Below are 24,673 nucleotides of genomic sequence, written 5' to 3'. Positions count from 1 at the left end.
GACGGGGTGACCGACGACGGGGTGACCGACGACGGGGTGACTGACCCGACAGCCGAGGCGCCGCGCCGCGATTGACCGCGGGGCGTACGGTGGTGGGGAAGGGCAGGCGATCCCGGCCCACCTCGGCCGTCGCGCCATCGTGTCGCGGGCACTACAAATCCGGTAGGCAGCCCGCAACACTCATGTAACCTGCGCTTCTACATCGGCTGCTACCCGTACGTCGCCGCCGGTGAACCCTCTGGGCCAACGTCGTCCCGCCCCCCTTTTCCAGCAGAGGAGACGACGGATGGCCGCCCTCCCCTCGCCCGCGTTCCCGGCACCTCAGGGGCTCTACGACGGGCAGTCCGAGCACGACGCATGCGGTGTCGCCATGGTCGCGACGCTGCGCGGATCCGCCGGGCACGACATCGTGCAGGCCGCGGTCACCGCGCTGCGCAACCTCGACCACCGTGGCGCCTCCGGCGCGGAGCCGGACAGCGGCGACGGCGCGGGGATCCTCACGCAGGTTCCCGACGCGTTCCTGCGCGCCGTGGTTCCCTTCGAGCTCCCGGCGGCCGGCACGTACGCGGTCGGCACGGCGTTCCTGCCCGCCGACCCGGCTGCCGCCGACGCGACGGCCGCGGCCATCGAGGCCATCGCCGCCGAGGAGGGCCTGCGCACCCTCGGCTGGCGCGAGGTCCCGGTGACCCCTGACCTGCTCGGGCACACCGCCCGCATGGTCATGCCGTCGTTCCGCCAGCTCTTCGTCACCGCCGCCGAGGGCTCGAGCGCCGAGGGCATCGAGCTGGACCGGCTGGCCTTCTGCCTGCGCAAGCGCGCCGAGCGCGAGCAGGACGTCTACTTCCCGTCGCTGTCGGCCCGGACCCTCGTCTACAAGGGCATGCTCACGACGGCGCAGCTCGAGCCGTTCTACCCGGACCTGTCCGACGAGCGCTACGCGACCGAGCTCGCTCTCGTCCACTCCCGGTTCTCCACGAACACGTTCCCGTCGTGGCCGCTCGCGCACCCCTACCGCCTGATCGCGCACAACGGCGAGATCAACACGGTGCGCGGCAACCGCAACTGGATGGCGGCCCGCGAGAGCCTGCTGGAGTCGGACAAGATCCCCGGCGACCTCTCCCGGCTCTCGCCGATCTGCACCCCGGCGGCCAGCGACTCGGCCAGCTTCGACGAGGTGCTCGAGCTGCTCCACCTCGGCGGGCGCTCGCTGCCGCACGCGGTGCTGATGATGATCCCAGAGGCGTGGGAGGGCGACACCTCGATGGACCCCGCGCGGCGGGCGTTCTACGAGTACCACGGCTCGATCATGGAGCCCTGGGACGGCCCGGCCGCCGTCTGCTTCACCGACGGCACCCTGGTCGGCGCGGTCCTGGACCGCAACGGCCTGCGCCCTGGGCGCTACTGGGTCACCGAGGACGGCCTCGTCGTGCTCGGCAGCGAGGCCGGCGTGCTGGAGCTGGACCCGGCGACCGTCGTGCGCAAGGGCCGGCTGCAGCCGGGGCGCATGTTCCTGGTCGACACCGAGCGCGGCCGGATCATCGAGGACGACGAGATCAAGGGCGAGCTCGCGGCGGCCGCGCCGTACGACGAGTGGCTGCACGCCGGCCTGGTCAAGCTCGAGGACCTGCCCGACCGCGAGCACGTGAGCCACACCGCGGCCTCGGTCAGCCGTCGCCAGCGCACCTTCGGCTACACGCAGGAGGAGCTGCGCGTCCTGCTCGCCCCGATGGCGCGCGCCGGCGCCGAGCCGATCGGCTCGATGGGCACCGACACGCCGATCGCGGTCCTGTCCGAGCGCCCGCGGCTGCTCTTCGACTACTTCACCCAGCTCTTCGCGCAGGTGACCAACCCGCCGCTGGACGCGATCCGCGAGGAGCTCGTCACCTCGCTGTCGTCCACTGTGGGCCCGGAGCTCAACGCGCTCGACGCGACGCCGGCGCACTGCCGTCAGGTCGTGCTGCCGTTCCCGGTCATCGACAACGACGAGCTGGCCAAGATCGTCCACATCAACAACGACGGCGACCTGCCCGGCTGGGGCACCGTCGTGCTGCGCGGCCTCTACGACCCGCACGGCGACGGCCAGGCGCTCGCCGCCCGGCTCGACGAGCTCTGCGCCGAGGCGTCCGCGGCGATCGCGCAGGGCGCGCGGTTCATCGTGCTGTCCGACCGCGACTCCGACGCCAACCTGGCGCCGATCCCGTCGCTGCTGCTCACCTCCGCGATCCACCACCACCTCATCCGGGAGAAGACCCGGCTGCAGGTCGGCCTGATCGTCGAGGCCGGCGACGTGCGCGAGGTCCACCACGTCGCGCTGCTCATCGGCTATGGCGCGGCGGCGGTCAACCCCTACCTCGCCATGGAGTCGGTCGAGGGCCTGGTCGCCGAGGGCGTCGTCAGCGGCGTGGAGCCGGAGAAGGCCGTCCGCAACCTGGTGAAGGCGCTCGGCAAGGGCGTGCTCAAGGTCATGAGCAAGATGGGCATCTCGACCGTCGCGTCCTACCGTGGCGCGCAGGTGTTCGAGGCGCTCGGCCTGTCCCAGGAGCTCGTCGACCGCTACTTCACCGGCACGCAGTCCAAGCTCGGCGGCATCGGGCTCGAGGTGATCTCCGAGGAGGTCGCCCGCCGGCACCGCTCGGCCTACCCGGCCTCGGGCGCGCTCCCGCTGCACCGCAAGCTCGAGGTCGGCGGCGAGTACCAGTGGCGCCGCGAGGGCGAGCCGCACCTGTTCGACCCGGAGACCGTGTTCCGCCTGCAGCACTCGACGCGGGCGCGCCGCTTCGACGTCTTCAAGCAGTACACCTCCCGCGTCGACGAGCAGTCCGAGCGGCTGATGACGCTGCGCGGCCTCTTCACCCTGCGCGAAGGCGTCCGCCCCGCCGTGCCGATCGACGAGGTCGAGCCGGTGTCGGAGATCGTCAAGCGCTTCAACACCGGCGCGATGAGCTACGGCTCGATCAGCCAGGAGGCGCACGAGACCCTCGCCATCGCCATGAACCGGCTCGGCGGCCGGTCCAACACCGGTGAGGGCGGCGAGGACCCGGACCGCCTCTACGACCCGGAGCGGCGCAGCAAGGTCAAGCAGGTCGCCAGCGGCCGCTTCGGCGTGACGAGCGAGTACCTCGTCAACTCCGACGACATCCAGATCAAGATGGCGCAGGGTGCCAAGCCCGGCGAGGGCGGCCAGCTGCCCGGCCACAAGGTCTACCCGTGGGTGGCCCGCACCCGGCACTCGACGCCAGGCGTCGGCCTCATCTCGCCGCCGCCGCACCACGACATCTACTCCATCGAGGACCTCGCGCAGCTGATCCACGACCTGAAGAATGCGAATTCGAATGCGCGAATTCACGTGAAGCTGGTCGCCGAGGTCGGCGTCGGCACGGTCGCGGCCGGCGTGAGCAAGGCCCACGCGGACGTCGTGCTGATCTCCGGGCACGACGGCGGCACCGGCGCCTCCCCGCTCACGAGCCTCAAGCACGCGGGCACCCCGTGGGAGCTCGGGCTCGCCGAGACCCAGCAGACGCTGCTGCTCAACGGGCTGCGCGACCGCATCGTCGTGCAGGCCGACGGCCAGCTGAAGACCGGGCGCGACGTGATCGTCGCCGCCCTGCTCGGCGCCGAGGAGTACGGCTTCGCCACCGCTCCGCTCGTCGTGTCCGGCTGCATCATGATGCGCGTCTGCCACCTGGACACCTGCCCGGTCGGCATCGCCACGCAGAACCCCGTGCTGCGCGAGCGCTTCTCCGGCTCCCCGGACTTCGTCGTCACCTTCTTCGAGTACGTCGCCGAGGAGGTGCGCGAGTGGCTGGCCAAGCTCGGCTTCCGCTCGCTCGAGGAGGCCATCGGCCACGCCGAGGTGCTGGACACGGCGGCCGCGGTCGAGCACTGGAAGGCGCAGGGCCTGGACCTCACGCCGCTGCTGCACGTCCCGGACCTGCCCGAGGGCACCGCGCTGCGCTGCGTCACGAGCCAGGACCACGGGCTGGAGAAGGCCCTGGACCACCAGCTCATCGCGCTGGCCCACGACGCGCTCGAGGACGCACGGCCGGTCGAGTTCGCGCTGCCGGTGCGCAACGTCAACCGCACGGTCGGCACCATGCTCGGCGCCGAGGTCACCCGCCGCTACGGCGGGGCGGGCCTGCCCGATGACACGATCTCGATCACGCTGAACGGCTCGGGCGGCAACTCGCTCGGCGCGTTCGTGCCGCGCGGCGTGACGATCCGGCTGCTCGGCGACACCAACGACTACCTCGGCAAGGGCTTGTCCGGCGGCCGGCTCATCGTCCGGCCGGACGCGGCGGCGCCCTTCGCGGCCGAGCAGAACACCATCGCCGGCAACGTCTCGCTCTACGGCGCGACCGCCGGCGAGGTGCTGGTCAGCGGCCTCGTGGGGGAGCGGTTCGCCGTGCGCAACTCCGGCGCGACGGCGGTCGTCGAAGGCGTGGGCGACCACGCGCTCGAGTACATGACCGGCGGCACTGTGGTCATCCTCGGCCCGACCGGGCGCAACGTCGCCGCGGGCATGTCGGGCGGTGTCGCGTACATCCTCGACCTGCGCGAGGACCGGGTGAACCGCGAGATGGTCGACGTCGAGCCGCTCGACGCGGAGGACGTGGACCTGCTCCGGCTGCTGGTGACCAAGCACCGGGAGGAGACCGGCTCGGCGGTGGCCCTGCGCCTGCTGTCGGACTGGGACGCGTCCGCGGCACGCTTCTCCAAGATCATGCCGCGGGACTACAAGCGCGTCCTCGAGGCGCGCGCCCGGGCCCTCGCCGAGGGCCTCGACGTCGACACCGTGGTGATGGAGGCTTCCCGTGGCTGACCCGAGGGGTTTTCTCAAGGCGGGCCGCGAGCTTCCGAAGCGGCGCCCCGTCGACGTGCGCATCCGTGACTGGCACGAGGTCTACGAGGAGATGAGCGTCGAGGGCCTGCGTGCGCAGGCCGGGCGCTGCATGGACTGCGGGATCCCGTTCTGCCACAACGGCTGCCCGCTCGGGAACCTCATCCCCGAGTGGAACGACCTGTCCTGGCGCGACGACTGGCAGGAGGCCATCGAGCGCCTGCACGCGACCAACAACTTCCCGGAGTTCACCGGGCGGCTCTGCCCCGCGCCGTGCGAGGCGGCGTGCGTGCTCGGCATCGGTGACGACCCGGTGACCATCAAGCAGGTCGAGGTCTCGATCATCGACCGCGCTTGGGCCGAGGGCTGGGTCCAGCCGCAGCCGCCGGAGCGGCTGACGGGCAAGACCGTCGCCGTCGTCGGGTCGGGCCCGGCCGGTCTGGCGGCCGCCCAGCAGCTCACCCGCGCCGGCCACACCGTCGCGGTCTACGAGCGCGCGGACGAGATCGGCGGGCTGCTGCGCTACGGCATCCCCGAGTTCAAGATGGAGAAGCGCCAGGTCGACCGGCGCATCGCCCAGATGAAGGCCGAGGGCACCCGCTTCCGGCCGGGGATTCACGTCGGGCACGAGGTGACGGGCCAGCAGCTGCGGGCCCGCTACGACGCCGTCGTGCTCGCGGTGGGCGCCACCGCGGCCCGCGACCTCCCGATCCCCGGGCGCGAGCTGGGCGGCATCCACCAGGCGATGGAGTTCCTGCCGCACGCCAACCGCTTCGCCCGCGACGCGACCTACCAGGTGCCGATCACGGCGGAGGGCAAGGACGTCATCATCATCGGCGGCGGCGACACCGGCGCCGACTGCCTGGGCACCTCGATCCGGCAGGGTGCGCGCTCGATCAAGCAGTTCGAGATCATGCCGCGCCCGACCGAGGAGCGCCCGAGCAGCCAGCCGTGGCCCACCTACCCGATGGTCTACCGCGTCTCCAGCGCCCACGAGGAGGGCGGCGAGCGGCTCTACGCCATCAACACGACCGAGTTCGTGGGCGACGAGCAGGGCAACGTCGCGGCGCTGCGCACGGTCGAGGTGCAGATGGTCGACGGCCGCTTCCAGCCGGTGGAGGGCTCCGAGCAGGAGATCCCCGCGCAGCTGGTGCTGCTCGCCATGGGTTTCGTGGGCCCGGAGAAGGGCGGCCTGATCGAGCAGCTCGGCGTCGAGCTCGACGGGCGCGGCAACATCGTCCGGGACGCGTCCTACGCGTCCACGGTCGAGGGCGTGTTCGTGGCCGGTGACGCGGGCCGCGGCCAGTCGCTCATCGTGTGGGCGATCGCCGAGGGCCGCTCGTGCGCGGCGGGGGTGGATGCGTACCTCCGCGAGGGTGACACCGAGCTGCCGGCGCCGATCCCGCCGACCGCCCGCCCGCTGCTCGCCTGACCGAGCGCCGTCCGTTTCACGCCGACTAGAGCGCGTCCTCCGCGGGGAGGACTCCGGCCGTACCGGAGTCGAGCACCCGCAGGAGGACGCGCTCATGGCGCTCCAGGGAAAGAACATCGCCTTCCTCGTGGCGAGCGAGGGCATCGAGCAGGTCGAGCTCACCGAGCCGTGGAAGGCCGTCACGGACGCCGGCGGGAGGGCCACGCTGGTCGCCCCCGAGGCAGGCAAGGTCCAGGCCTTCAACCACCTGGACAAGGCCGACACGTTCAACGTCGACGTCCCGCTCGAGTCGGCCGACGCGGCGCAGTTCGACGGGCTGGTGCTGCCCGGCGGCGTCGCGAACCCCGACCAGCTGCGCACCAACCCCGCGGCCGTGTCCTTCGCCAAGGCGTTCCTCGACGCCGGCAAGCCCGTTGCGGTCATCTGCCACGGCCCGTGGACGCTCGTGGAGACCGGGGGGCTGCAGGGCCGCACGCTCACCTCGTGGCCGAGCCTGCAGACCGACCTGCGCAACGCGGGCGCGACCTGGGTGGACACCGAGCTCCACGTCGACACCAACGGCCCCGGCCCGCTGGTCTCCAGTCGGAAGCCCGACGACCTCAAGGCGTTCTGCCAGGAGATCGTCGACCGCTTCTGACCCGCCGCACGACGAGGCGCCCTCCGTCCGGAGGGCGCCTTTCGTGCGTTCTGCCCCTGGGCAAGAGCGGCATTCCGCCCTAGGGTGCGGCCACCAGTTCCGGCAGCCGCAGGGGGTACGCCGTGGCCCGACCGTCCGTACGCACGCACCGTCGTCAGCGCCGCCACGGCCGGGGGAGGGCCGCCGCCGCGACGGCAGCGGGCCTCGTGGCCCTCTCGCTGGCCCTGCCGGTCAGCGCCTCCGGCGCCGCGAGCCCGGCGGTGGCCGCGGCGGCACCGTCGACCGCCGTCACCGTGGCCTACAACGTGCTCGCGGCCGACGGCGCCGGGAACGTCTCGCGGGCCGCCGCCGCGGCACGCGCCGCGGGCGGGCGGGTGACGGCGACGAACACGGCCGTCGGCCTGTTGCGGGTCACGTCGGACCGGGCGGGCTTCGCGGCGCGGGTCGCGCGCTCCTCGGCGGTGGAGGGTGTCGCCGTCGAGCGGGTCGTGGGCCGCGCCCCGGCCAAGCGCGCCGTCGCGGGGCCGGGTGACGCCGTCGAGCAGGAGGGGCGTGTCCGCGCAGCCGCGGTATCGCGCGCGAACGTCAAGCCGCGCCCGGGCCCGAAGCCGACGGCGGGCAGCGACCCGCTCGACGCGTCCCTGTGGGGGCTGCGCATGACCCGGGCCGACCTCAGCCGGTCCGTGCAGGCTGGCGACGCGCGGGTGCTCGTCGGGGACATCGACACGGGCATGGACGCGCGCCAGCCGGACATCGCGCCCAACTTCGAGGCCGCGCTGTCGCGCAACTTCACCACCGACATGCCCGACATCGACGGGCCGTGCGAGTTCGCCGGGTGCAAGGACCCGGCCGACTGGGACGACGACGGGCACGGCACGCACACCGCGGGCACCATCGCGGCCGCCGCCAACGGGTTCGGCCTCTCCGGCGTCGCCCCCGGTGTACGCCTGGTCAACCTGCGCGCCGGCCAGGACAGCGGCTACTTCTTCCTGCAGCCCGTCGTCGACGCGCTCACCTACGCCGCCGACAACGGCATCGACGTCGTCAACATGTCGTTCTACGTCGACCCGTGGCTCTACAACTGCGAGCGCAACCCGGCCGACAGCCCGGCGGCGCAGGCCGAGCAGCACACGATCATCAAGGCGATGAACCGGGCGCTGAAGTACGCCTACCACCACGAGGTGACTCTGGTCGCGTCGGCGGGCAACCAGCACCAGGACCTCGGCGCCCCGTTGCCGGACGCGAGCAGCCCCGACTACCCGCCGGGTGCGGCGTACCCCCGGCCGATCGACAACGCGACCTGCGTGACGCTGCCGACCGAGGGGCCGAACGTCATCGCCGTCTCGGCGCTGGGCCCGTCCGAGACCAAGGCGGACTACTCGAACTACGGCGTGGAGCAGGTGACGGTCTCGGCGCCGGGCGGCTACTTCCGTGACTACCTCGGGACCCCGGCGTACCGGACGGCGGAGAACCAGATCCTGTCGACGTACCCCGTCAACAGCCTGCAGAGCGTCACCGACACGGCCGGCAACCCGACCCCCTGGGTGGACCAGGCCGGCAACATCACCCCGCTCGGAGCGGCGAACGGCGTCGTCAAGAGCTGCCCCGCCGGCGTCACGGACTTCCGCTACTGCGGCTGGTACGCCTGGCTGCAGGGAACCTCGATGGCGAGCCCGCACGTGGCGGGCGTCGCGGCCCTCGTCGTGAGCCAGTACGCCAAGGGCGACACGGTGGGGGACTTCCGGATGCGCCCGAAGGAGGTCGCCCGCGTCATCACCGCCACCGCCCGCGAGCACGCGTGCCCCGACCCGCGGACGGTGTCGTACGAGCCGGTCGGCCGCCCGGCCGAGTTCACCGCGACCTGCGCGGGCACGCCGGCGTTCAACGGGTTCTACGGCCACGGCGTCGTCGACGCGCTGGCCGCGGTGAGCCTCGGGCGCGGGAAGGTGCGCCCCTGAAGGCGGCTGGGGCGGGGGCACCCGTCGGGCCCGCGGAGGCTTTCACTAGGCTCAGGCCCATGCGCCGCGCAAAGATCGTTTGTACGCTGGGCCCATCCGTCGACGGATACGAGCGCATCAAGGCGCTCGTCGAGGCCGGCATGAACGTAGCCCGCTTCAACCTCAGCCACGCTGACTACGCCGAGCACGAGGCCCGCTACCGCTGGGTCCGTCAGGTCGCCGAGGAGACGGGGCGCCCGATCGCCGTCCTCGTGGACCTGCAGGGGCCGAAGATCCGCACCGGCACGTTCGCCGAGGGCCCGGTCGTGCTGACGGCCGGCGACGAGTTCACGATCACCACCGAGGACATCCCCGGCACCCAGGAGATCGTGTCCACGACCTACAAGGGCCTCGCCGGCGACGTGTCGCCCGGCGACCCGCTGCTCGTCGACGACGGCCGCGTGGCGCTCGAGGTCGTCCGTGTCGACGGCCCGCGGGTCGTGACGCGCGTCGTCGAGGGCGGCGTCGTCTCGAACAACAAGGGCATCAACCTGCCCGGCGTCGGCGTCAGCGTCCCCGCGCTGTCCGAGAAGGACATCCAGGACCTGCGCTGGGCGCTGCACCTGCGCGCCGACATGATCGCGCTGTCCTTCGTGCGCGACGCGAGCGACATCGTCGACGTGCACAAGATCATGGACGAGGAGGGCGTGCGGCTCCCCGTCATCGCGAAGGTCGAGAAGCCGCAGGCGGTCGAGGCGCTCGAGGGCATCGTCGACGCCTTCGACGGCATCATGGTCGCCCGCGGCGACCTCGGCGTCGAGCTGCCGCTCGAGCAGGTCCCGCTGGTGCAGAAGCGTGCGGTCGACCTGGCCCGTCGCTCGGCCAAGCCGGTCATCGTCGCGACGCAGATGCTCGAGTCGATGATCTCGGCCTCGCGCCCGACGCGCGCCGAGACCAGCGACGTCGCGAACGCCGTCCTCGACGGCGCCGACGCGGTCATGCTCAGCGGCGAGACGAGCGTCGGCAAGTACGCGCTCGAGACGGTCGCCACCATGGCCCGCATCGTCGCGGCGGTCGAGCGCGACGGCATTGACGAGATCCGCCCGCTCGGCACCCGCCCGCACACCAAGAGCGGCGCCATCACCCGCGCGGCCGCCGAGGTGGCCGAGCAGTTGGGCGCTAAGTACCTCGTCACCTTCACCACGAGCGGCGACTCCGCCCGCCGCGTCTCGCGGCTGCGCCACTCGGTGCCGCTGCTCGCCTTCACGCCGATCCCCGAGACCCAGCGCCAGCTCTCGCTCTCGTGGGGCGTGGAGACCTTCCTCTCGCCGATGGTCCAGCACACCGACCAGATGGTGCTGCAGGTCGACCGGACGCTGCTGGAGACCGGCATGTGCCAGCAGGGCGACCTGGTCGTGGTCGTCGCGGGCGCCCCGCCCGGCATCCCCGGCTCGATCAACGCGCTCCGGGTCCACCGCATCGGCGACGCGGTGCAGAAGGCCGCTCCGGCCTACGGCGACCCGCTGGAGACGGGCGGCGCCTGAGCCGCACCCGCCCCCCGAGCGCTGAACGGGCCGGCGACGTCCTTCGACGTCGCCGGCCCGTCGTCGTTGCGCGGCGCCCACGAGAGAGCCGACGCTCCGACCTCGCCTCGGGCGGTCACCGGCCCGCGCAGGGTGTCCCACCAGCGACCAGCTCGCTCCGGCCGCCCGGCTCCTCACCCGCGGCGTGGGGGAGTGCCGAACGATGTCTTCGCAGGGGCGCCTGCTTCGGCTGGGGCTGCGCCCTCCGGGTGCTGTCGGCAGGCGCGGTCCGCGGCCCGGGTAGCCCGACCGCTTCCCTGTTCCGCCGGCCGATCGCGATGCGCGCCTGAGCGAGGTGAGGGGACGCGACGGCGGAGCGGCGCCGGGCAGTAGGTCGAGACAGCCGCGCCTCCCGGACGTGCGCAACGTCGTGCGTGCCGGCTTCGCTCCCCGCAGCACCGCTTCGCACCTCTGGCCCGGGGTGCATCGCGGTGCTGGGAGGTGCAAGGCACCAGCGTCGGCACGCGGCGTCGGGTGTCGTGTACGCCGCGGCGGGCGCCGCATGCTCGGGGAAGCGCTGTCCACCGCTACGCGGGTGAGGCTTGGTCCCGTTGACGCCGCCGTCCTGGTGGCGGCGCGGTCTCGGTGGCGGCGCGGTTCCGATGGCGGCCGGGGCCGACGCGACGTCAGACCCGCCGCCGGGGAGCCGGCCGATGCGCCACGCCCGACGCTGGCGGGACGCCCGCCCCACCCAGGTTCCCGAGCCTCCTGCCGCACACGAGACAGCGGCGCACGACCGACGACGAGGGAGCGGACGGGGCCGCGAGTCAGCGCAGGGCGCAGCGGCGCCCAGCGGTCTGGTGCCCCGGGTGGGACTCGAACCCACACTGAATGGTGTTTGAGACCATCGCCTCTGCCGATTGGGCTACCGGGGCCGGCAGCGGGATGCAGCCTAGTGTGCGCGGGGCCCCGCCCCCGCGCCTCCCTCGACTCCGCCGACCGCCTCCCGCGTGCCAGCTGCGGCGACACCTGCGCTGACGCCAGGGATGACCCGTGCGGGCGGTTGTGACAGCCCCGTCGGCCGTACCCCCAGGACACCGCTAGCCTTTGCGCTGCACAGCACCGTCGTCCGAAGGGATCCCCGTGGCCCCGCCCGACCCGCGCCGCGTCGTCATCGCCGAGGACGAGGCGTTGATCCGCCTCGACCTCCGGGAGATGCTGGAGGAGGAGGGCTGGGACGTCGTCGGCGAGGCCGGTGACGGCGAAGAGGCCGTCCGGCTGGCCGAGAGCCTGCGCCCGGACCTCGTCGTCCTCGACGTCAAGATGCCCCGCCTCGACGGCATCAGCGCCGCCGCCCGCATCGGCGAGCAGCGCCTCGCCCCCGTCGTCGTCCTCACGGCGTTCAGCCAGCGCGAGCTCGTCGAGCGTGCCCGCGACGCCGGGGCGATGGCGTACGTCGTGAAGCCGTTCGGCCGCGCCGACCTGCTTCCCGCCATCGAGATGGCGGTCGCCCGCTACGCCGAGACGGTCGCGCTCGAGACCGAGGTCACGGACCTGAACGAGCGGCTGGAGACGCGCAAGATCGTCGACCGGGCGAAGGGCCTGCTCCAGACCCAGCTCTCGATCACCGAGCCCGAGGCCTTCCGCTGGCTGCAGAAGACCGCGATGGACCGACGCGTCCCCATGCGCGAGGTCGCCCGCGGCGTCATCGACGCGGGCGGGGTGCCCGAGGGGCTCTAGCCGCCTTTCGAGGGCGAGCAGGGCGTTTCCGCAGCCGTCCGCCCGCCGGTCGGTGGCCTCGAGCACATGTATTGGCGCCGCTTCTCGTTCGTTCGTTACGGCGCGGTTGCATTGCGCGCCGTAAACCCCCGGACGGCCGACCGGCCTGGTATCACTACTGATCACAAGCCGCCGGCGCGGGTGCTCAAACCTGCCTGCGCCGCCGGTGATCGACGGCCTGCGACTCGCGCCGGCCGCACGAGAGGAGAACGCAGTGCGCAACGTCCGGCGACGGGCATCCGTCCTCGCTGCTGTCGCGGCGCTTGCCCTGGGCGTCACGGCCTGCGGCAGCGACGACGACGGCGACAGCGGTGCCAGCCCCGCTGAGTCCAGCAGCTCCGGTGGTGGCAGCTCGGCCACCGTCAAGGTCGGCTTCATGGGCGCCCTGACCGGCCCCGACGCCCAGCTGGGCATCAACGAGTACAACGGCGCCAAGCTGGCGTTCGACCAGTACAACGCCACCAACCCGGCGACCAAGGTCGACTTCATCCAGTACGACACCACCGGCGCCCCCGACCAGGCCACCGCCCTCGCGCCGAAGGTCGCGCAGGACGGCGTCGTCGCGGTCGTCGGCCCGGCCTTCTCCGGCGAGTCCAAGACGGCCGTGCCGGTCCTGGAGGAGGCGAAGATCGCCAACATCTCCGCCTCGGCCACCAACGCCGCGCTCTCCACCAACGGGTGGAAGTTCTGGCACCGCGTCCTGGCGAACGACGATGTGCAGGGCCCCGGCGCCGGCGAGTTCATCGTCAAGTCGCTGCCCGCGACCTCGGTCGCCGTCATCGACGACCAGAGCGAGTACGGCAAGGGCCTGGCCGACGTGGTCAACAAGACCGTCGGCGAGCAGGGCGGCACCGTCGCCACGCGCGACTCGATCGACCCCGAGGCCGACGACTACTCCTCGACGGTCAACCAGATCAAGTCGGCCAACCCGCAGGCGATCTTCTACGGCGGCTACTACTCCTCCGCCGCGAAGTTCGTGAAGCAGCTGCGCGACGGCGGCGTCACGGCGACGTTCGTCTCCGGCGACGGCACGCTGGACCAGAAGTTCATCGACGGCGCCGGTGACGCCGCCGAGGGCTCGATCCTGTCCTGCACCTGCGTGCTGGCGACCGCGTCGGAGGACGCGGCCGTGCAGAAGTTCATCGACGACTACACCGCCGAGTACGGCACCGCCCCGGCGACCTACTCGGCCGAGGCCTTCGACGCCGCCACGGCGATCATCAAGGCCCTCGAGGGCGGCGCCACCACGGGTGAGGCCATCAACGAGGCCCTGAGCAACATCGACTTCCAGGGCGTCTCGAAGCCGATCAAGTTCAACGACGTCGGCGAGCTCGAGACCGGCACGACCTACATCCACCAGGTCAAGGACGGCAAGATCATCTCCCTCGGCGAGTACTCCAGCGCCAAGGTGCAGTGACGGCGCGCGGCTAGCCGCGTGCGAATCGGGCCCGGCACGCCATTCCGGCGTGCCGGGCCCGGCGTCCTGTCTGTGCTGTTCCGTGCCCAGCGCCTTGCGTAGGCGGGCCCCAGTCCTGGGAAAGGCATCGTGAGTAACTTCGTTGACCTGTTCTGGTCGTCGACCATCGACGGCTTGACGATCGGGTCCATCTACGCCTTGGTGGCGTTGGGCTACACGCTCGTCTACGGCGTGCTGCGCCTCATCAACTTCGCGCATTCCGAGATCTTCATGATCGGCACGTTCGCGTCGGTCGGGACGATCTCCCTGTTCGGCCTGAGCGGCCCGGCCAGCGGCCTGACGCTCGTGCTCGTGCTGTTCTGCACCGCCGCCGCCGGCATGGCCGCGTCGGGCGCCAGCGCGGTCGTGCTCGAGCGCGTCGCGTACCGCCGGCTGCGCACCCGGGGGAGCAGCCGGCTCGCGGCGCTCATCTCCGCGATCGGCGCGAGCCTCTTCCTGCAGGAGGTCTTCGCCCTCCGCTGGAGCAACGGCGAGCTGCACGCGAGCGGCCGTGACTACGTCAACAGCGAGCGCGTCCTCGAGAAGACCGAGCTCTTCAGCATCGGTGACGGCATCGTCCGCAACGACAAGCTGCTCGTCTTCGTCGCCGCGATCCTGATGATGATCGTGCTCGACCGCTTCGTGAACCGCACGCGCCTGGGCCGCGGCATCCGGGCCACCGCCCAGGACAGCGAGAGCGCCGTCCTCATGGGCGTCAACATCAACCGGGTCGTCGTCCTCACGTTCCTCATCGGCGGCGCGATGGCCGGCCTGGCCGGCGCGCTCTACGTGGTCTACTTCGACCAGACGCGCTACATCATCGGCTTCGTGCTCGGCATCAAGGCATTCACCGCGGCGGTGCTCGGCGGCATCGGCAACCTGCGCGGCGCCCTGCTCGGCGGTCTGACGATCGGGCTCGTCGAGAACTACGGCGCGAGCATCTGGGGCGCCGAGTGGAAGGACGTCATCACGTTCTCGATCCTGGTGCTCGTCCTGCTGTTCCGTCCGAACGGCATCCTCGGTGAGGCGCTCGGGAGGTCCAAGGCATGAGCACGGCACTGTCCAAGGGGCGTCTCAAGGGCGCCGGGAGCGGCCGGCCGCGTACGCCGGTCCCGAGCTTCGGCGGCCTGCCGACCCCGGTCCGCTGGGTCGTCTACATCGCGCTGGTGGCGCTGGCGGCGGCCCTGCCGTCGATCCCCGGCGTCGCCGACATCATGAGCCCGCAGAACGACTGGGCCTCGGTCCTCGTCTTCCCGATCGGGCTCTACATCCTCATGGCGCTCGGGCTCAACGTCGTCGTCGGCTACGCCGGCCTGCTCGACCTCGGCTACGTCGCGTTCTTCGCGATCGGTGCCTACACCGGCGCGATCCTCGGCTCGGAGTACGGCTGGGGCTTCTGGGAGGCGCTGCCGGTCGGCATCCTGCTCTCGATGATCGCCGGCCTGCTGCTGGGCACGCCGACGTTGCGACTGCGCGGTGACTACCTCGCGATCGTCACCCTCGGGTTCGGCGAGATCATCCGCGTCACGGCCAACAACACCGACTGGCTCGGTGGCCCGCGCGGCGTCACCAACGTTCCGCGGCCCCCGGCCATCGGCGACCTCACGTTCGGCGCCCTGAGCACCAAGCCGTACTGGTACCTCGTGCTCGGGCTCATCGTGCTCGTCATCATCATCGGCAAGCGGCTCGAGCGCAGCCGCGTGGGCCGCGCCTGGGCCGCGATCCGGGAGGACGAAGACGCCGCCGAGCTCATGGGCGTGCCGACCCTGAAGTTCAAGCTGGCGTCGTTCGCGATCGGCGCGGGCATCGCCGGGGCGGGTGGCGCGGTCTACGCCAGCCGCACCACGGCGATCCTGCCGGACAACTTCCCGTTCGTGCTCTCGGCGCTGATCCTCGCCGCCGTCGTCCTCGGCGGCTCGGGCAACATCGCCGGTGTCATCCTCGGCGCGTTCCTCGTCGCCTGGCTGCCCGAGCGCTTCCGCGAGTTCCAGGAGTTCCGCCAGCTCTTCTTCGGCGCCGCCCTGGTGCTCATCATGCTTTTCCGTCCGCAGGGCCTGCTGCCCAACGCGAGACGGAAGGCGGAGCTGCAAGAAGGCAGCGGCGGCATGGGCACCCTCGGCGCCGAGGTGGGAGCGGCTGCGACTCAGACGGTCGAGGTGGACAAGAAGTGAGCACCCTGCTGCAGCTGTCCGGGCTGACCATGCGCTTCGGCGGCCTGACGGCCGTCAACAATCTCGACCTGCACGTCGACGAGGGCGAGATCTTCGCGCTGATCGGGCCCAACGGCGCGGGCAAGACGACGGTCTTCAACGTGACGACCGGCGTCTACCAGGCGACCGAGGGCACGATCACGTTCGCCGGGACGCAGTTGAAGACCGGCGGCGGGCCGCACAAGGTGACCCGCCACGGCATCGCCCGGACGTTCCAGAACATCCGCCTCTTCTCCAACATGACGGCGCTCGAGAACGTCATGGTCGGCGCCGACGCCCGGCACAAGACCGGCCCGATCAACGCGATCCTGGGGCTGCCGCTGCACCGCAAGGAGGAGCGTGCGGGCAAGGCCCGGGCGCTGGAGCTGCTCGACCTGGTCGGCATCCGCCGGGTGGCGGGGGAGACGTCGAAGAACCTCTCCTACGGCGACCAGCGGCGGCTGGAGATCGCGCGCGCCCTGGCGACCGAGCCCAAGCTCCTGCTGCTCGACGAGCCCGCCGCCGGCATGAACCCGGCGGAGAAGGTCGAGCTGCAGGCGCTCATCCGGCGCATCCGCGACACCGGCGTCTCCGTCCTGCTGATCGAGCACGACATGAGCCTCGTCATGACCATCAGCGACCGCGTCGCGGTCCTCGACTTCGGCCAGAAGATCGCCGAGGGGCTGCCTGCCGAGGTGCAGAACGACCCGCGCGTCATCGAGGCCTACCTGGGAGCGCCCGCAGATGCTTCTTGAGATCGATGACATCTCGGTCTACTACGGCAAGATCGCCGCGCTCAAGGGCGTGACGGTCGCCGTCGACGAGGGCGAGATCGTCGCGCTCATCGGCGCCAACGGGGCGGGCAAGACGACCACGCTCAAGACCATCTCGGGCCTCCGCTCGGTCGCCAAGGGCGCCGTCCGGCTCGCGGGCAGGGACATCACGAACGTCCCCGGTCACGAGCGGGTGGCGTTGGGCCTGTGCCAGGCTCCGGAGGGCCGGGGGATCTTCCCTGGCCTGACGGTGCTGGAGAACCTCCACATGGGCTCCTACATCCGCAAGGGCGACGTGTCGGCCGACGTCGAGCGGGTGTTCTCCCTCTTCCCGCGGCTCAAGGAGCGGCAGAAGCAGGCGGGCGGCACGTTGTCCGGCGGCGAGCAGCAGATGCTCGCCATCGGCCGCGCGCTCATGGCCCAGCCGAAGGTCCTGCTGCTGGACGAGCCGTCGATGGGCCTGGCGCCGAAGATCATCCAGCAGATCTTCGAGATCATCCAGGAGATCAACGAGCAGGGCGTGACCGTGCTGCTCGTCGAGCAGAACGCCGCGCAGGCGCTGGCCCTCGCGCACCGGGCGTACGTCCTGGAGACCGGCCGCGTCGTGCGCAGCGCGACGGGCCGCGAGCTGCTGAACGACCCGTCGGTGCGGGCCGCCTACCTCGGCGGCGACATCTCGCACTGAGCCGCCGCCGGCCGCCCCCTCACCGCAGCGCGGAGACCAGCGCGACGAGGAGCGGGGCGGCCAGCAGCGCGGGCAGCAGGTCGGCGACGGGCACGGCCCGGATCCGCAGCAGGCGCAGCGCCACGCCGACGAGCAGCAGGCCGCCCACGGCGGTCATCGCGGAGATGTGGGCGTCGGGGACGACCTCGCCGAGCAGTGCGCCGACGAGGGTGAACGCGCCCTGCACGATCGCGACCGGCAACGCGGCGGCGCCCACGCCCCAGCCCAGCGACGCCGCGAAGGCCACCGAGGCGAAGCCGTCGAGGGCCGCCTTCAGCGACAGCTCCTCGATGCCGAGCCCGAGCCCGTCCGAGAGCGAGCCGAGGATCGCCAGCGGGCCGACGCAGTAGACCAGGCTGGCGGTCACGAAGCCCTGGATGAACCGCTCGCGGGCAGCGTGCGCTGCGGACTCCGCCGCCTCGCCCTCCGCCCCGGCCGTCGCCGTGGCCTCCGCGGCCGAGCGTCGGGTCAGCGCGCGGCGGATGTGCCCGCCCATCGCCTCCAGCCGCTCCTCCACGCCGATGAGCGAGCCGACGATGCCGCCGAGCAGCAGCGACCCGAGCACGATGAGGACCGGCGCGGCGTCGCCCACCTCCTCCGACAGCGCTGCGTCGTTGACGGCAACCACGTTGAGGCCGCCGAGCAGGAGCGTCGTCAGCCCGAGCCCGTCGGTCACCACGTCGCGGGTGCGGGCCGGGAGCCGCTCCCCGAGCCGGGCCCCGATGGCGGTCCCGACGAGGATGGTGGCGATGTTCAGGACCGTGCCGGCACCGACGAACACGAGGCGGGAGCTCCTTGCTGGCGAATTCGACGGCCCGGGCTAGCCGAAATGTTGATCTCGTCATAGGCTCCGCGCGGGCTTGATCGCAGCAGAGCCTACGGTGCACGGGGGGGCCGGTCATCGCACGCCGTTTCGACCGTTCGCGGGCCCACGCCCGCGTCGTGTGCTCGCGCGTGCCCGTCCCGACAGGAGGAGCGGTGCCACGCCCATCGGTCTCCGTACGCGCGGCCGTCCCGGCCGACGTGCCCGCCCTGGTCGAGATGTGGTCCGAGCTGCGTGAGCTCTCCCGGGACCGTGCGGCCCCGGTGCCCTCCGAGCGCGGCGTCAGGGCCCGGCTGGAGCGCGCCGACCAGGACCCGGACCTGCGGATCGTGGTGGCGACCCTGGACGGCGAGGTCGCCGGGATGGCCGTGCTGACCCACCAGCCCTACGCCGCGCTCTTCGACGTCCAGTCGGTGCACCTGCACTTCATGCACGTGCGCGACGGGTTCCGGCGCAAGGGAGTGGGCCACGCCCTCGTCGCCGCCGCGGCCGCGTACGCCGAGGAGATGGGCGCTGACCACGTCATGACCAGCACGCTGCCGACCGCTCGCGACGCCAACCGGTTCTACGCCCGCCTCGGCTTCGCCCCGATGGTCGTCCGCCGTGCTGCCCCCGTCGCGACGGTGCGCCGCCGGCTCGCGGCCGACGCGGGCGTCCCGGAGGCGGTGGAGGGCGTCGTCGCGCGTCGTCGCTCGCTGCGCTCGCGCAGCCGGCTGCGCGTGGCCCGGCTGGCCGAGTAGCCCGCGCGAGGCGGCGCAGGAACCGCCCCGACTCGTCGCGGGCCGAGCGCGCCGCAGCCTCAGCCGCGGCGCGCCAAGCTCGTGGGCCCGGAGCTCGGCCCGAGCACCCGCGGCCCGTCGTCGGTCCAGACGACCGGGTCGATGCACATGCGCCGCGCGGTCCGTGCGCTGTCCCAGGCGTGGTAGACCATGACGTCCTGCCCGTCGGGACTGGCGACCACGCAGTTGTGGCCCGGCCCGATCACGGTCCCCGGGACGGTGCGCAGCAGCGGTGGGACACCCTGCGGCTCCGTCCACGGGCCGAGCGGGGAGTCGGCCACGGCGTACGCGACGCCGTAGGTCTCCTCGCCCCAGTTGCCCCCGGAGTAGAAGCAGTAGTAGCGGCCCCGGTGCTTGCGCACGAACGGCCCCTCGAGGGTGTGCCAGTCGTAGACCTGGCCGTACATCTCCCGCTGCCGCAGGAAGATCTGCCAGTCCCCGGACGGGAGCAGGATCGTCCGCGCGTCGCCACGAAGCCGGGTCATGTCCTCGAGCACGTCCACCGCGACCATCGTCCCGACGCGCTCGCCCTCGAGGACGTCGCGGGCGAAGAAGAGGTACCACGTGCCGTCGTCGTCGCGGAACGGGCTCGCGTCGATGGCGAACCGCTCGTCGGGGGTGAGGTCGATGCCGGAGTCCACGAACGGCCCGAGCGGGTCGTCCGCCACGGCGACGCGCAGGTGGTGGCCCTTGTCCTCGTGCCCCACCGAGTAGTACATCCACCACCGGCCCGCGTGCTCGGCGACCTCCGGCGCCCAGTAGTCGCCGCCCAGCTCCTCGCCGACGCGCTCGAGCGCTCCGCCCGCCGACGACCAGGACACAAGGTCGTCGGAGGTCAGGACCTCGAACGCGCGGCCGCCGACGACGCGGCCGGTGCCGTAGGCGACGTACCGGCCGCCCGTGCGCAGCACGAAGGGGTCGGCGAAGTAGTCCGGGTGCACCGGGTTCTGGTAGTCGAATGACATATCAGGATTAGTACATCCTCGGCCGGTCGCTTGCTAATTCGGGGGATCGGTGTAACTTTCGGCAACCAGAGGGAGAAGTGCCCGGCAACGGAGCCGGCCGCCCCTCCGGGAGGAACGATGGCTGTACCCGGGTTCAGACGTCCGACACCCCTGGCCCTGCCGCTGCTCGCCGTGGGCGCGATGCTGGCCGCGACGCTGCCCGACGCCGTCGGCGCCCGGCCGGTGCGGGCCGCCCCACCGGCCGGGCCCGCGTACTCCAACCCGGTCAGCGCCGGCTTCGCCGACACATACGCCGACCCCGCGGTGATCCGCGGCAAGGACGGCTGGTGGTACGCGTACGGCACCACCGACCCCCTGCTCGAGGGCGAGGGGCGGCGCCACCTGCTGCCCATCTCCCGCTCGCGCGACCTCACGACGTGGGCCTACGTCGGCGACGCCTTCTCCGAGGCGAGCGTGCCGGCGTGGGCGGACCGGTCGCGCGGTGCGGCCTTGTGGGCGCCGGACATCCGCTACGTCAACGGCGAGTACCGCCTCTACTACGTCGTCACCGAGACGACGGCGACGGCCGAGCCGAACGACAACGCCATCGGCATGGCGACGGCCCCCACCCCGGGCGGGCCTTGGACCGACTCCGGAGCTCCGGTCGTCGGGCCGCGGCGCGGCGGCGCGGGAGAGCCGGGCAACTTCCTCTGGACCTTCGACCCGCACGTCGTCGTCGGCGACGGCGGGCAGCAGTTCCTCTTCTACGGGTCCTACTACGGCGGGATCTGGGTCGCCCCGCTGGCCGCCGACGGCCGGTCCACCACCAGCCCGGCGACACGGGTCGCGGTCGACAACAAGTTCGAGGGCGCGTACGTCGTCCGGCGGGACGGCTGGTGGTACCTCTTCGCCTCCACCGCCAACTGCTGCGCCGGGCCGACCACGGGCTACAGCGTCCAGGTCGGGCGGTCGCGTGACGTCCGCGGGCCGTACGTCGACCGCGAGGGCGTCCCGCTCGACCAGTCCCGCGCCGGTGGGACTCCGACGATCTACCAGAACGGCAACCGCTGGATCGGCACCGGTCACAACGCCCTCGTCACGGACCTGGCCGGGCAGGACTGGGCCGTCTACCACGCGATCGACCGCTCGGACCCCTACCTCGAGGGCACCGAGGGCATCAACGAGCGGCCGATGCTGCTGGACCGGCTCGACTGGGTCGACGGCTGGCCGGTCCTGCGTGGCGGGCTCGGGCCGAGCGAGACGCCGCAGCCCGGGCCGACGGTCAGCGGGCGCGACGTCGTCGGCTTCGAGGAGCGGCTGCGCGGCTGGGCACGGGACGGCAGCTGGGCGTCGGCGAGCGGGCCGGCCACCGGTGCGTACGCCGTCGCGGGCCCCGGCCGGTCCACGCTGCTCACGCACGTGGCGGGCGAGGAGGTGCGGGTCGAGGCCGACCTGCGCCAACGCTTCGGCGCCCCGGCCGGGCTGGCCGCGGCCCAGCGGCCCGACGGCCGGCCCGGGCACGGCGTCGTGGCGCTGGTGGACCCGGCCACGCGGCTGCTGACGCTCGAGGCGTACGACCGGGGCGGCGCCGTGACGCGCGCGTCGGCCCCGGTGCCCCCGGGGTTCGACCTGGCGGCCTGGCACAGCGCGGCCCTCGAGCTGCGCGGGGACCGGGCGTACGCGGAGCTGAGCTTCGCCCGGCTGGGTGACCCGGTGGCCACCGTGACGCTGCCCGTCCACGCAGAGCTGCGGGCCTCCGGACGAGCGGGTGTGGTGAGCACCGGTACCGGGACCGACGTCGACAACCTGAGCGCGCTGCCCGCCGCCGACCCGCCCGCGCCGCCCGTCCCGCCGTCGGCGCCCGGCACGCTCGACCCCGCCTTCAGCGACGAGTTCGACGGCCCCGCGCTCGGCGCGGGCTGGTCGTGGGTCCGCGCCCCGCGCGGGACGGTCACGGGGGGCGCGTTGCGCTGGCCGACCGAGGCCGGCGACCTCGGCGGCCCCGGGGCGGACGTCTCGCTGTTGCTGCGTACGCCGCCGCCGGGCGAGTGGACGGCCGAGACGAAGCTGAGCATCGACCTCGGGGTCGACGAGGTGCGCAACTACTCCCAGGCCGGGCTGGTGGCGTACGTCGACGACGACCTGTGGGCCCGGTTGAGCCACGTGGCGATCTGGAACACGCGGCAGACGGAGTTCGGCAAGGAGATGCCGTACGCCGGCCGGCTCGCGTACGGCGGGACGATCGTGGGGCCGCCGGCGGAGACGACCTGGCTGCGGATCCATCACACGACGTCGGGGACGGGGGAGCACCTGCTCCGGGCCTCCACCAGCCGCGACGGCATGACCTGGGCCCACGGGGGCACATGGACCCTCCCGGCCGGGGTAGACGTCCGGATCGGATTGATCTCCCACGGCGGGGCCGGCGCGACAGCCGACTTCGACTGGTTCCACCTCTACCGGCGCTGACGCGCAGCAAGAGCAAGGAGGCTCCTGTGAACGACAACCTTGGTTTCGGATCGTCCATCTCCCGCCGCCGCTTCATGGGCCTCGGCGTGGGCGCCGCCGCCGGCGCGCTGATCGCGGGGTGCGGCGGGGGCAAGAGCGCGGGTGAGGCGGCCGGGGGCGCAGGCGGCGGCGCGCAGCCGGCGGCGACGTTCAGCGGCACCTACGACGGTCCCGACGTGACGCTGTCCTACTGGAACGGCTTCACCGGCGGCGACGGCCCGTTCATGAAGCAGCTGGTCAAGGACTTCATGGCCGAGCACCAGAACATCAAGATCGCGGAGAACACGGTCCAGTGGGCCGAGTACTACCAGCGCATGCCGGCGGCGGTCACGGCCGGCAAGGGACCGGACGTGGGGGCGATGCACCTGGACCAGCTCGCCACCAACGCCGCCCGCAAGGTGATCGTGCCGGTCGACGACGTCGCGAACGCGATCGGCCTCACCGAGGAGGACTTCACCCCCGAGGTGTGGCAGGCGGGCATCTACCAGGACGCCCGCTACGGCATCCCGCTCGACGTCCACTCGCTGGCGATGTACTCGCTGCCTGCGCCGATGCAGAAGGCCGGGATCAGCGAGATGCCGACGGACGGCGAGTCCTTCACGGCCGCGCTGGACGAGCTGAAGGCGTCGGGCACCGCCAACCCGTTCTGGATGCCGACGCGGTGGCCTGCTCACCTGATGTTCCTTTCGCTGCTCTGGCAGAACGGCGGCGAGCCGTACTCCGAGGACGGCACGAAGGCCACCTTCGACTCCGAGGAGGGCGTCGCCGCGCTGCAGTGGATGGTCGATGTGATCAACAAGGGCTACAGCCCGAAGAACGTCGCGCAGGACTCGCAGTACGTCGCGTTCAAGAACGGCGAGGTGCCCATCACGTGGGACGGCATCTGGCAGATCAACGACTTGAAGTCCGCGGGCGTGGAGAACACGCTCTCCCCGGTGCCGAAGATCGGCGAGATGGACCACGTCTGGGCCAACTCGCACAACTTCTACATCACGCGGCAGACGACCGGCGACGACAACAAGCTCCAGGCGGCCAAGGTCTTCATCGACTGGATCAGCCGGAAGTCCGCCGAATGGGCGGGCGCGGGCATGATCCCGGCGCGCAAGTCGGTCCGCGAGACCGCGCAGGTGCAGGACTCGCCGCAGGGCCCGATCGCCGCGAAGATCGACACGTTGAAGTTCCTGCCGCCGGTGCCCGGCCTCGGTGACGTGCAGGCGCAGACGCTCGAGATCGCGGTCGCGAACGCGACCCTGCTCAAGGAGTCGCCGGCGGACGCGCTGAAGTCCCAGGCGTCCAGAGCCTCCAAGCTGATGGAGGAGAACAAGAAGAAGTTCGGGTGACCCGACCGTGAGCTCCTCGACCCGTCCCACGACGAAGGAGGTCGCGGCGCCACCGCTGGCACCCGACCGCCTGGAGGTCTCCACCACACGCCGCGCCCCGTCGGGCCGGCGACTGACGTCGTGGGCGACGCCGTGGCTGTTCCTGCTGCCCTATCTCGTGCTCTTCGGCACCTTCGTCGTCGCGCCGATCGTCTACGGGTTCTGGATCAGCCTGCACGACTACGACTACACCCTGCCCGGAAAGCCCTGGGTGGGGCTGCGCAACTACACCAACCTCTTCGACTCCGACTCCATCACCGCCGGCCCCTTCTGGGACGGCATGCAGGCCACCGCCATCTTCACGGTCTTCAGCGTGCCGTTGCTGCTGATCGTCCCGCTGGCCGTCGCCATCGTCATGAACCAGAGGTTCCGCGGGCGCAACCTCTTCCGGGCGGTCTACTTCGCGCCGTACGTCCTCGGTGTCGCCGTCATCGGCGTGCTGTGGCGCTTCCTGCTCGACCGCAACATCGGGATCGTCAACCACTACATGGGAGTGGTCGGGCTGCCCGACGACATCCCGTGGCTCACCTCGGTGCCGGAGGCCTGGGTCGCCCTCGTCGGCGTGACGGTGTGGTGGACCCTCGGGTTCAACGCCGTGATCTACCTCGCCGGGCTGCAGGACATCCCCGCCGAGCTCTACGAAGCGGCGAAGGTCGACGGCGCCAACGCGTGGCAGCGGTTCCGCAACGTCACGCTGCCCGGGCTGCGCCCGGTGACGTCCTTCGTCACGATGGTCACCATCATCGCGTCGGTCAACATGTTCGGGCAGTCCTACCTGATGACGCTCGGGCAGCCCGGCACCGAGACGCGCACCGTCATCTACACGATCACCGAGACCGGGCTGCGCAACTTCCGCATGGGTGACGCGGCCGCTATGAGCTATGTGCTGACGCTGTTCCTCATGGTGCTCAGCCTGGCGGTGTTCTGGCTGTTCCGCGAGAAGAAGGCGGCCTGAG

18 protein-coding genes and 1 tRNA gene (1 of these 19 running past the window's edge) are annotated in these 24,673 nt (G+C 72.0%); 16 read left to right on the top strand and 3 right to left on the bottom strand.

Annotated elements, in window-relative coordinates:
• The 6 genes from lgt to pyk all read left to right on the top strand — a co-directional run.
• Positions 1-44: the end of a prolipoprotein diacylglyceryl transferase gene (gene lgt, locus G9H71_RS00370; protein WP_166276269.1), read on the top strand. It extends 1,000 nt beyond the left edge of the window; the window shows 44 of its 1,044 coding nt (coding positions 1,001-1,044); its start codon lies off the left edge, out of view; its stop codon occupies positions 42-44.
• Positions 45-286: 242 nt separating this feature from the next.
• Positions 287-4,819 carry a glutamate synthase large subunit gene (gltB, locus tag G9H71_RS00365; RefSeq protein ID WP_166276266.1) on the top strand — a complete coding sequence of 1,511 codons (4,533 nt, stop codon included), beginning with the start codon at positions 287-289 and terminating at the stop codon, positions 4,817-4,819.
• The gene (locus G9H71_RS00360) at positions 4,812-6,269 is read left to right on the top strand and encodes a glutamate synthase subunit beta (RefSeq protein WP_166276263.1); all 1,458 of its coding nucleotides are present in this window, start codon (positions 4,812-4,814) and stop codon (positions 6,267-6,269) included. The genes gltB and G9H71_RS00360 overlap by 8 nt, the downstream gene beginning before the upstream one ends.
• Positions 6,270-6,363: 94 nt before the next feature.
• Positions 6,364-6,906, top strand: a complete 543-nt coding sequence (locus G9H71_RS00355; RefSeq protein WP_166276260.1) for a type 1 glutamine amidotransferase domain-containing protein — start codon at positions 6,364-6,366, stop codon at positions 6,904-6,906.
• A 122-nt stretch (positions 6,907-7,028) separates the two neighbouring features.
• A complete protein-coding gene (locus G9H71_RS00350; RefSeq protein WP_166276257.1) occupies positions 7,029-8,864 on the top strand; it encodes a S8 family serine peptidase in 1,836 nt (611 codons plus the stop codon).
• A 59-nt stretch (positions 8,865-8,923) separates the two neighbouring features.
• Entirely contained in the window at positions 8,924-10,387 is a 1,464-nt protein-coding gene (pyk, locus tag G9H71_RS00345) for a pyruvate kinase (RefSeq protein WP_166276254.1), read from the top strand.
• 837 nt (positions 10,388-11,224) lie between these two features.
• On the opposite strand, the gene G9H71_RS00340 is transcribed toward pyk, so the two are convergent.
• Positions 11,225-11,301 (bottom strand) — tRNA-Leu (locus G9H71_RS00340).
• Positions 11,302-11,509: 208 nt separating this feature from the next.
• Between G9H71_RS00340 and G9H71_RS00335 the strand changes: the two genes are divergently transcribed.
• The 6 genes from G9H71_RS00335 (at position 11,510) to G9H71_RS00310 (ending at position 17,248) form a co-directional block, all read left to right on the top strand.
• Positions 11,510-12,106: an ANTAR domain-containing response regulator gene (locus G9H71_RS00335; RefSeq protein WP_331272628.1), complete on the top strand. Its 597-nt coding sequence runs from the start codon at positions 11,510-11,512 to the stop codon at positions 12,104-12,106.
• Positions 12,107-12,359: 253 nt separating this feature from the next.
• Positions 12,360-13,562: a branched-chain amino acid ABC transporter substrate-binding protein gene (locus G9H71_RS00330; protein WP_166276251.1), complete on the top strand. Its 1,203-nt coding sequence runs from the start codon at positions 12,360-12,362 to the stop codon at positions 13,560-13,562.
• Positions 13,563-13,688: 126 nt separating this feature from the next.
• A complete protein-coding gene (locus tag G9H71_RS00325) occupies positions 13,689-14,651 on the top strand; it encodes a branched-chain amino acid ABC transporter permease (RefSeq protein WP_166278760.1) in 963 nt (320 codons plus the stop codon).
• The gene (locus G9H71_RS00320; RefSeq protein ID WP_166276248.1) at positions 14,648-15,772 is read left to right on the top strand and encodes a branched-chain amino acid ABC transporter permease; all 1,125 of its coding nucleotides are present in this window, start codon (positions 14,648-14,650) and stop codon (positions 15,770-15,772) included. Before G9H71_RS00325 ends, G9H71_RS00320 begins: the two co-directional genes overlap by 4 nt.
• Positions 15,769-16,545, top strand: coding sequence for an ABC transporter ATP-binding protein (locus G9H71_RS00315; RefSeq protein ID WP_166276245.1), 777 nt, complete (start codon positions 15,769-15,771; stop codon positions 16,543-16,545). The genes G9H71_RS00320 and G9H71_RS00315 overlap by 4 nt, the downstream gene beginning before the upstream one ends.
• Complete coding sequence (locus G9H71_RS00310; RefSeq protein WP_166276242.1) at positions 16,535-17,248, top strand: ABC transporter ATP-binding protein; 714 nt, start codon at positions 16,535-16,537, stop codon at positions 17,246-17,248. Before G9H71_RS00315 ends, G9H71_RS00310 begins: the two co-directional genes overlap by 11 nt.
• Positions 17,249-17,267: 19 nt before the next feature.
• Here G9H71_RS00310 and G9H71_RS00305 read toward each other — a convergent pair whose 3' ends face one another.
• Complete coding sequence (locus G9H71_RS00305; RefSeq protein WP_166276239.1) at positions 17,268-18,068, bottom strand: DUF554 domain-containing protein; 801 nt, start codon at positions 18,066-18,068, stop codon at positions 17,268-17,270.
• A 197-nt stretch (positions 18,069-18,265) separates the two neighbouring features.
• Here G9H71_RS00305 and G9H71_RS00300 point away from each other — a divergent pair, with 197 nt between their 5' ends.
• Positions 18,266-18,850 carry a GNAT family N-acetyltransferase gene (locus tag G9H71_RS00300; protein WP_166276236.1) on the top strand — a complete coding sequence of 195 codons (585 nt, stop codon included), beginning with the start codon at positions 18,266-18,268 and terminating at the stop codon, positions 18,848-18,850.
• Positions 18,851-18,909: 59 nt separating this feature from the next.
• On the opposite strand, the gene G9H71_RS00295 is transcribed toward G9H71_RS00300, so the two are convergent.
• Positions 18,910-19,854 (bottom strand): glycoside hydrolase family 43 protein, encoded by a 945-nt coding sequence (locus tag G9H71_RS00295; RefSeq protein ID WP_166276233.1) that lies wholly within the window; start codon positions 19,852-19,854, stop codon positions 18,910-18,912.
• A gap of 117 nt (positions 19,855-19,971) precedes the next feature.
• On the opposite strand from G9H71_RS00295, the gene G9H71_RS00290 reads away from it, so the two are divergent.
• From G9H71_RS00290 to G9H71_RS23200, 3 genes are read left to right on the top strand one after another with little or no spacing between them, the layout of a single operon-like run.
• Positions 19,972-22,299: a family 43 glycosylhydrolase gene (locus G9H71_RS00290; RefSeq protein ID WP_166276230.1), complete on the top strand. Its 2,328-nt coding sequence runs from the start codon at positions 19,972-19,974 to the stop codon at positions 22,297-22,299.
• Positions 22,300-22,325: 26 nt separating this feature from the next.
• A complete protein-coding gene (locus G9H71_RS00285; RefSeq protein ID WP_331272626.1) occupies positions 22,326-23,678 on the top strand; it encodes an extracellular solute-binding protein in 1,353 nt (450 codons plus the stop codon).
• 7 nt (positions 23,679-23,685) lie between these two features.
• Positions 23,686-24,672: a carbohydrate ABC transporter permease gene (locus tag G9H71_RS23200; RefSeq protein ID WP_166276227.1), complete on the top strand. Its 987-nt coding sequence runs from the start codon at positions 23,686-23,688 to the stop codon at positions 24,670-24,672.
• The last annotated feature ends 1 nt before the right edge of the window (position 24,673 follow it).

Origin of the sequence: Motilibacter deserti (genome assembly GCF_011250635.1) — a bacterium.
GTDB lineage: Bacteria > Actinomycetota > Actinomycetes > Motilibacterales > Motilibacteraceae > Motilibacter_A > Motilibacter_A deserti.
Note: the sequence above shows the minus strand (reverse complement) of the source record. Positions and strands in the feature narration are given on the sequence as shown.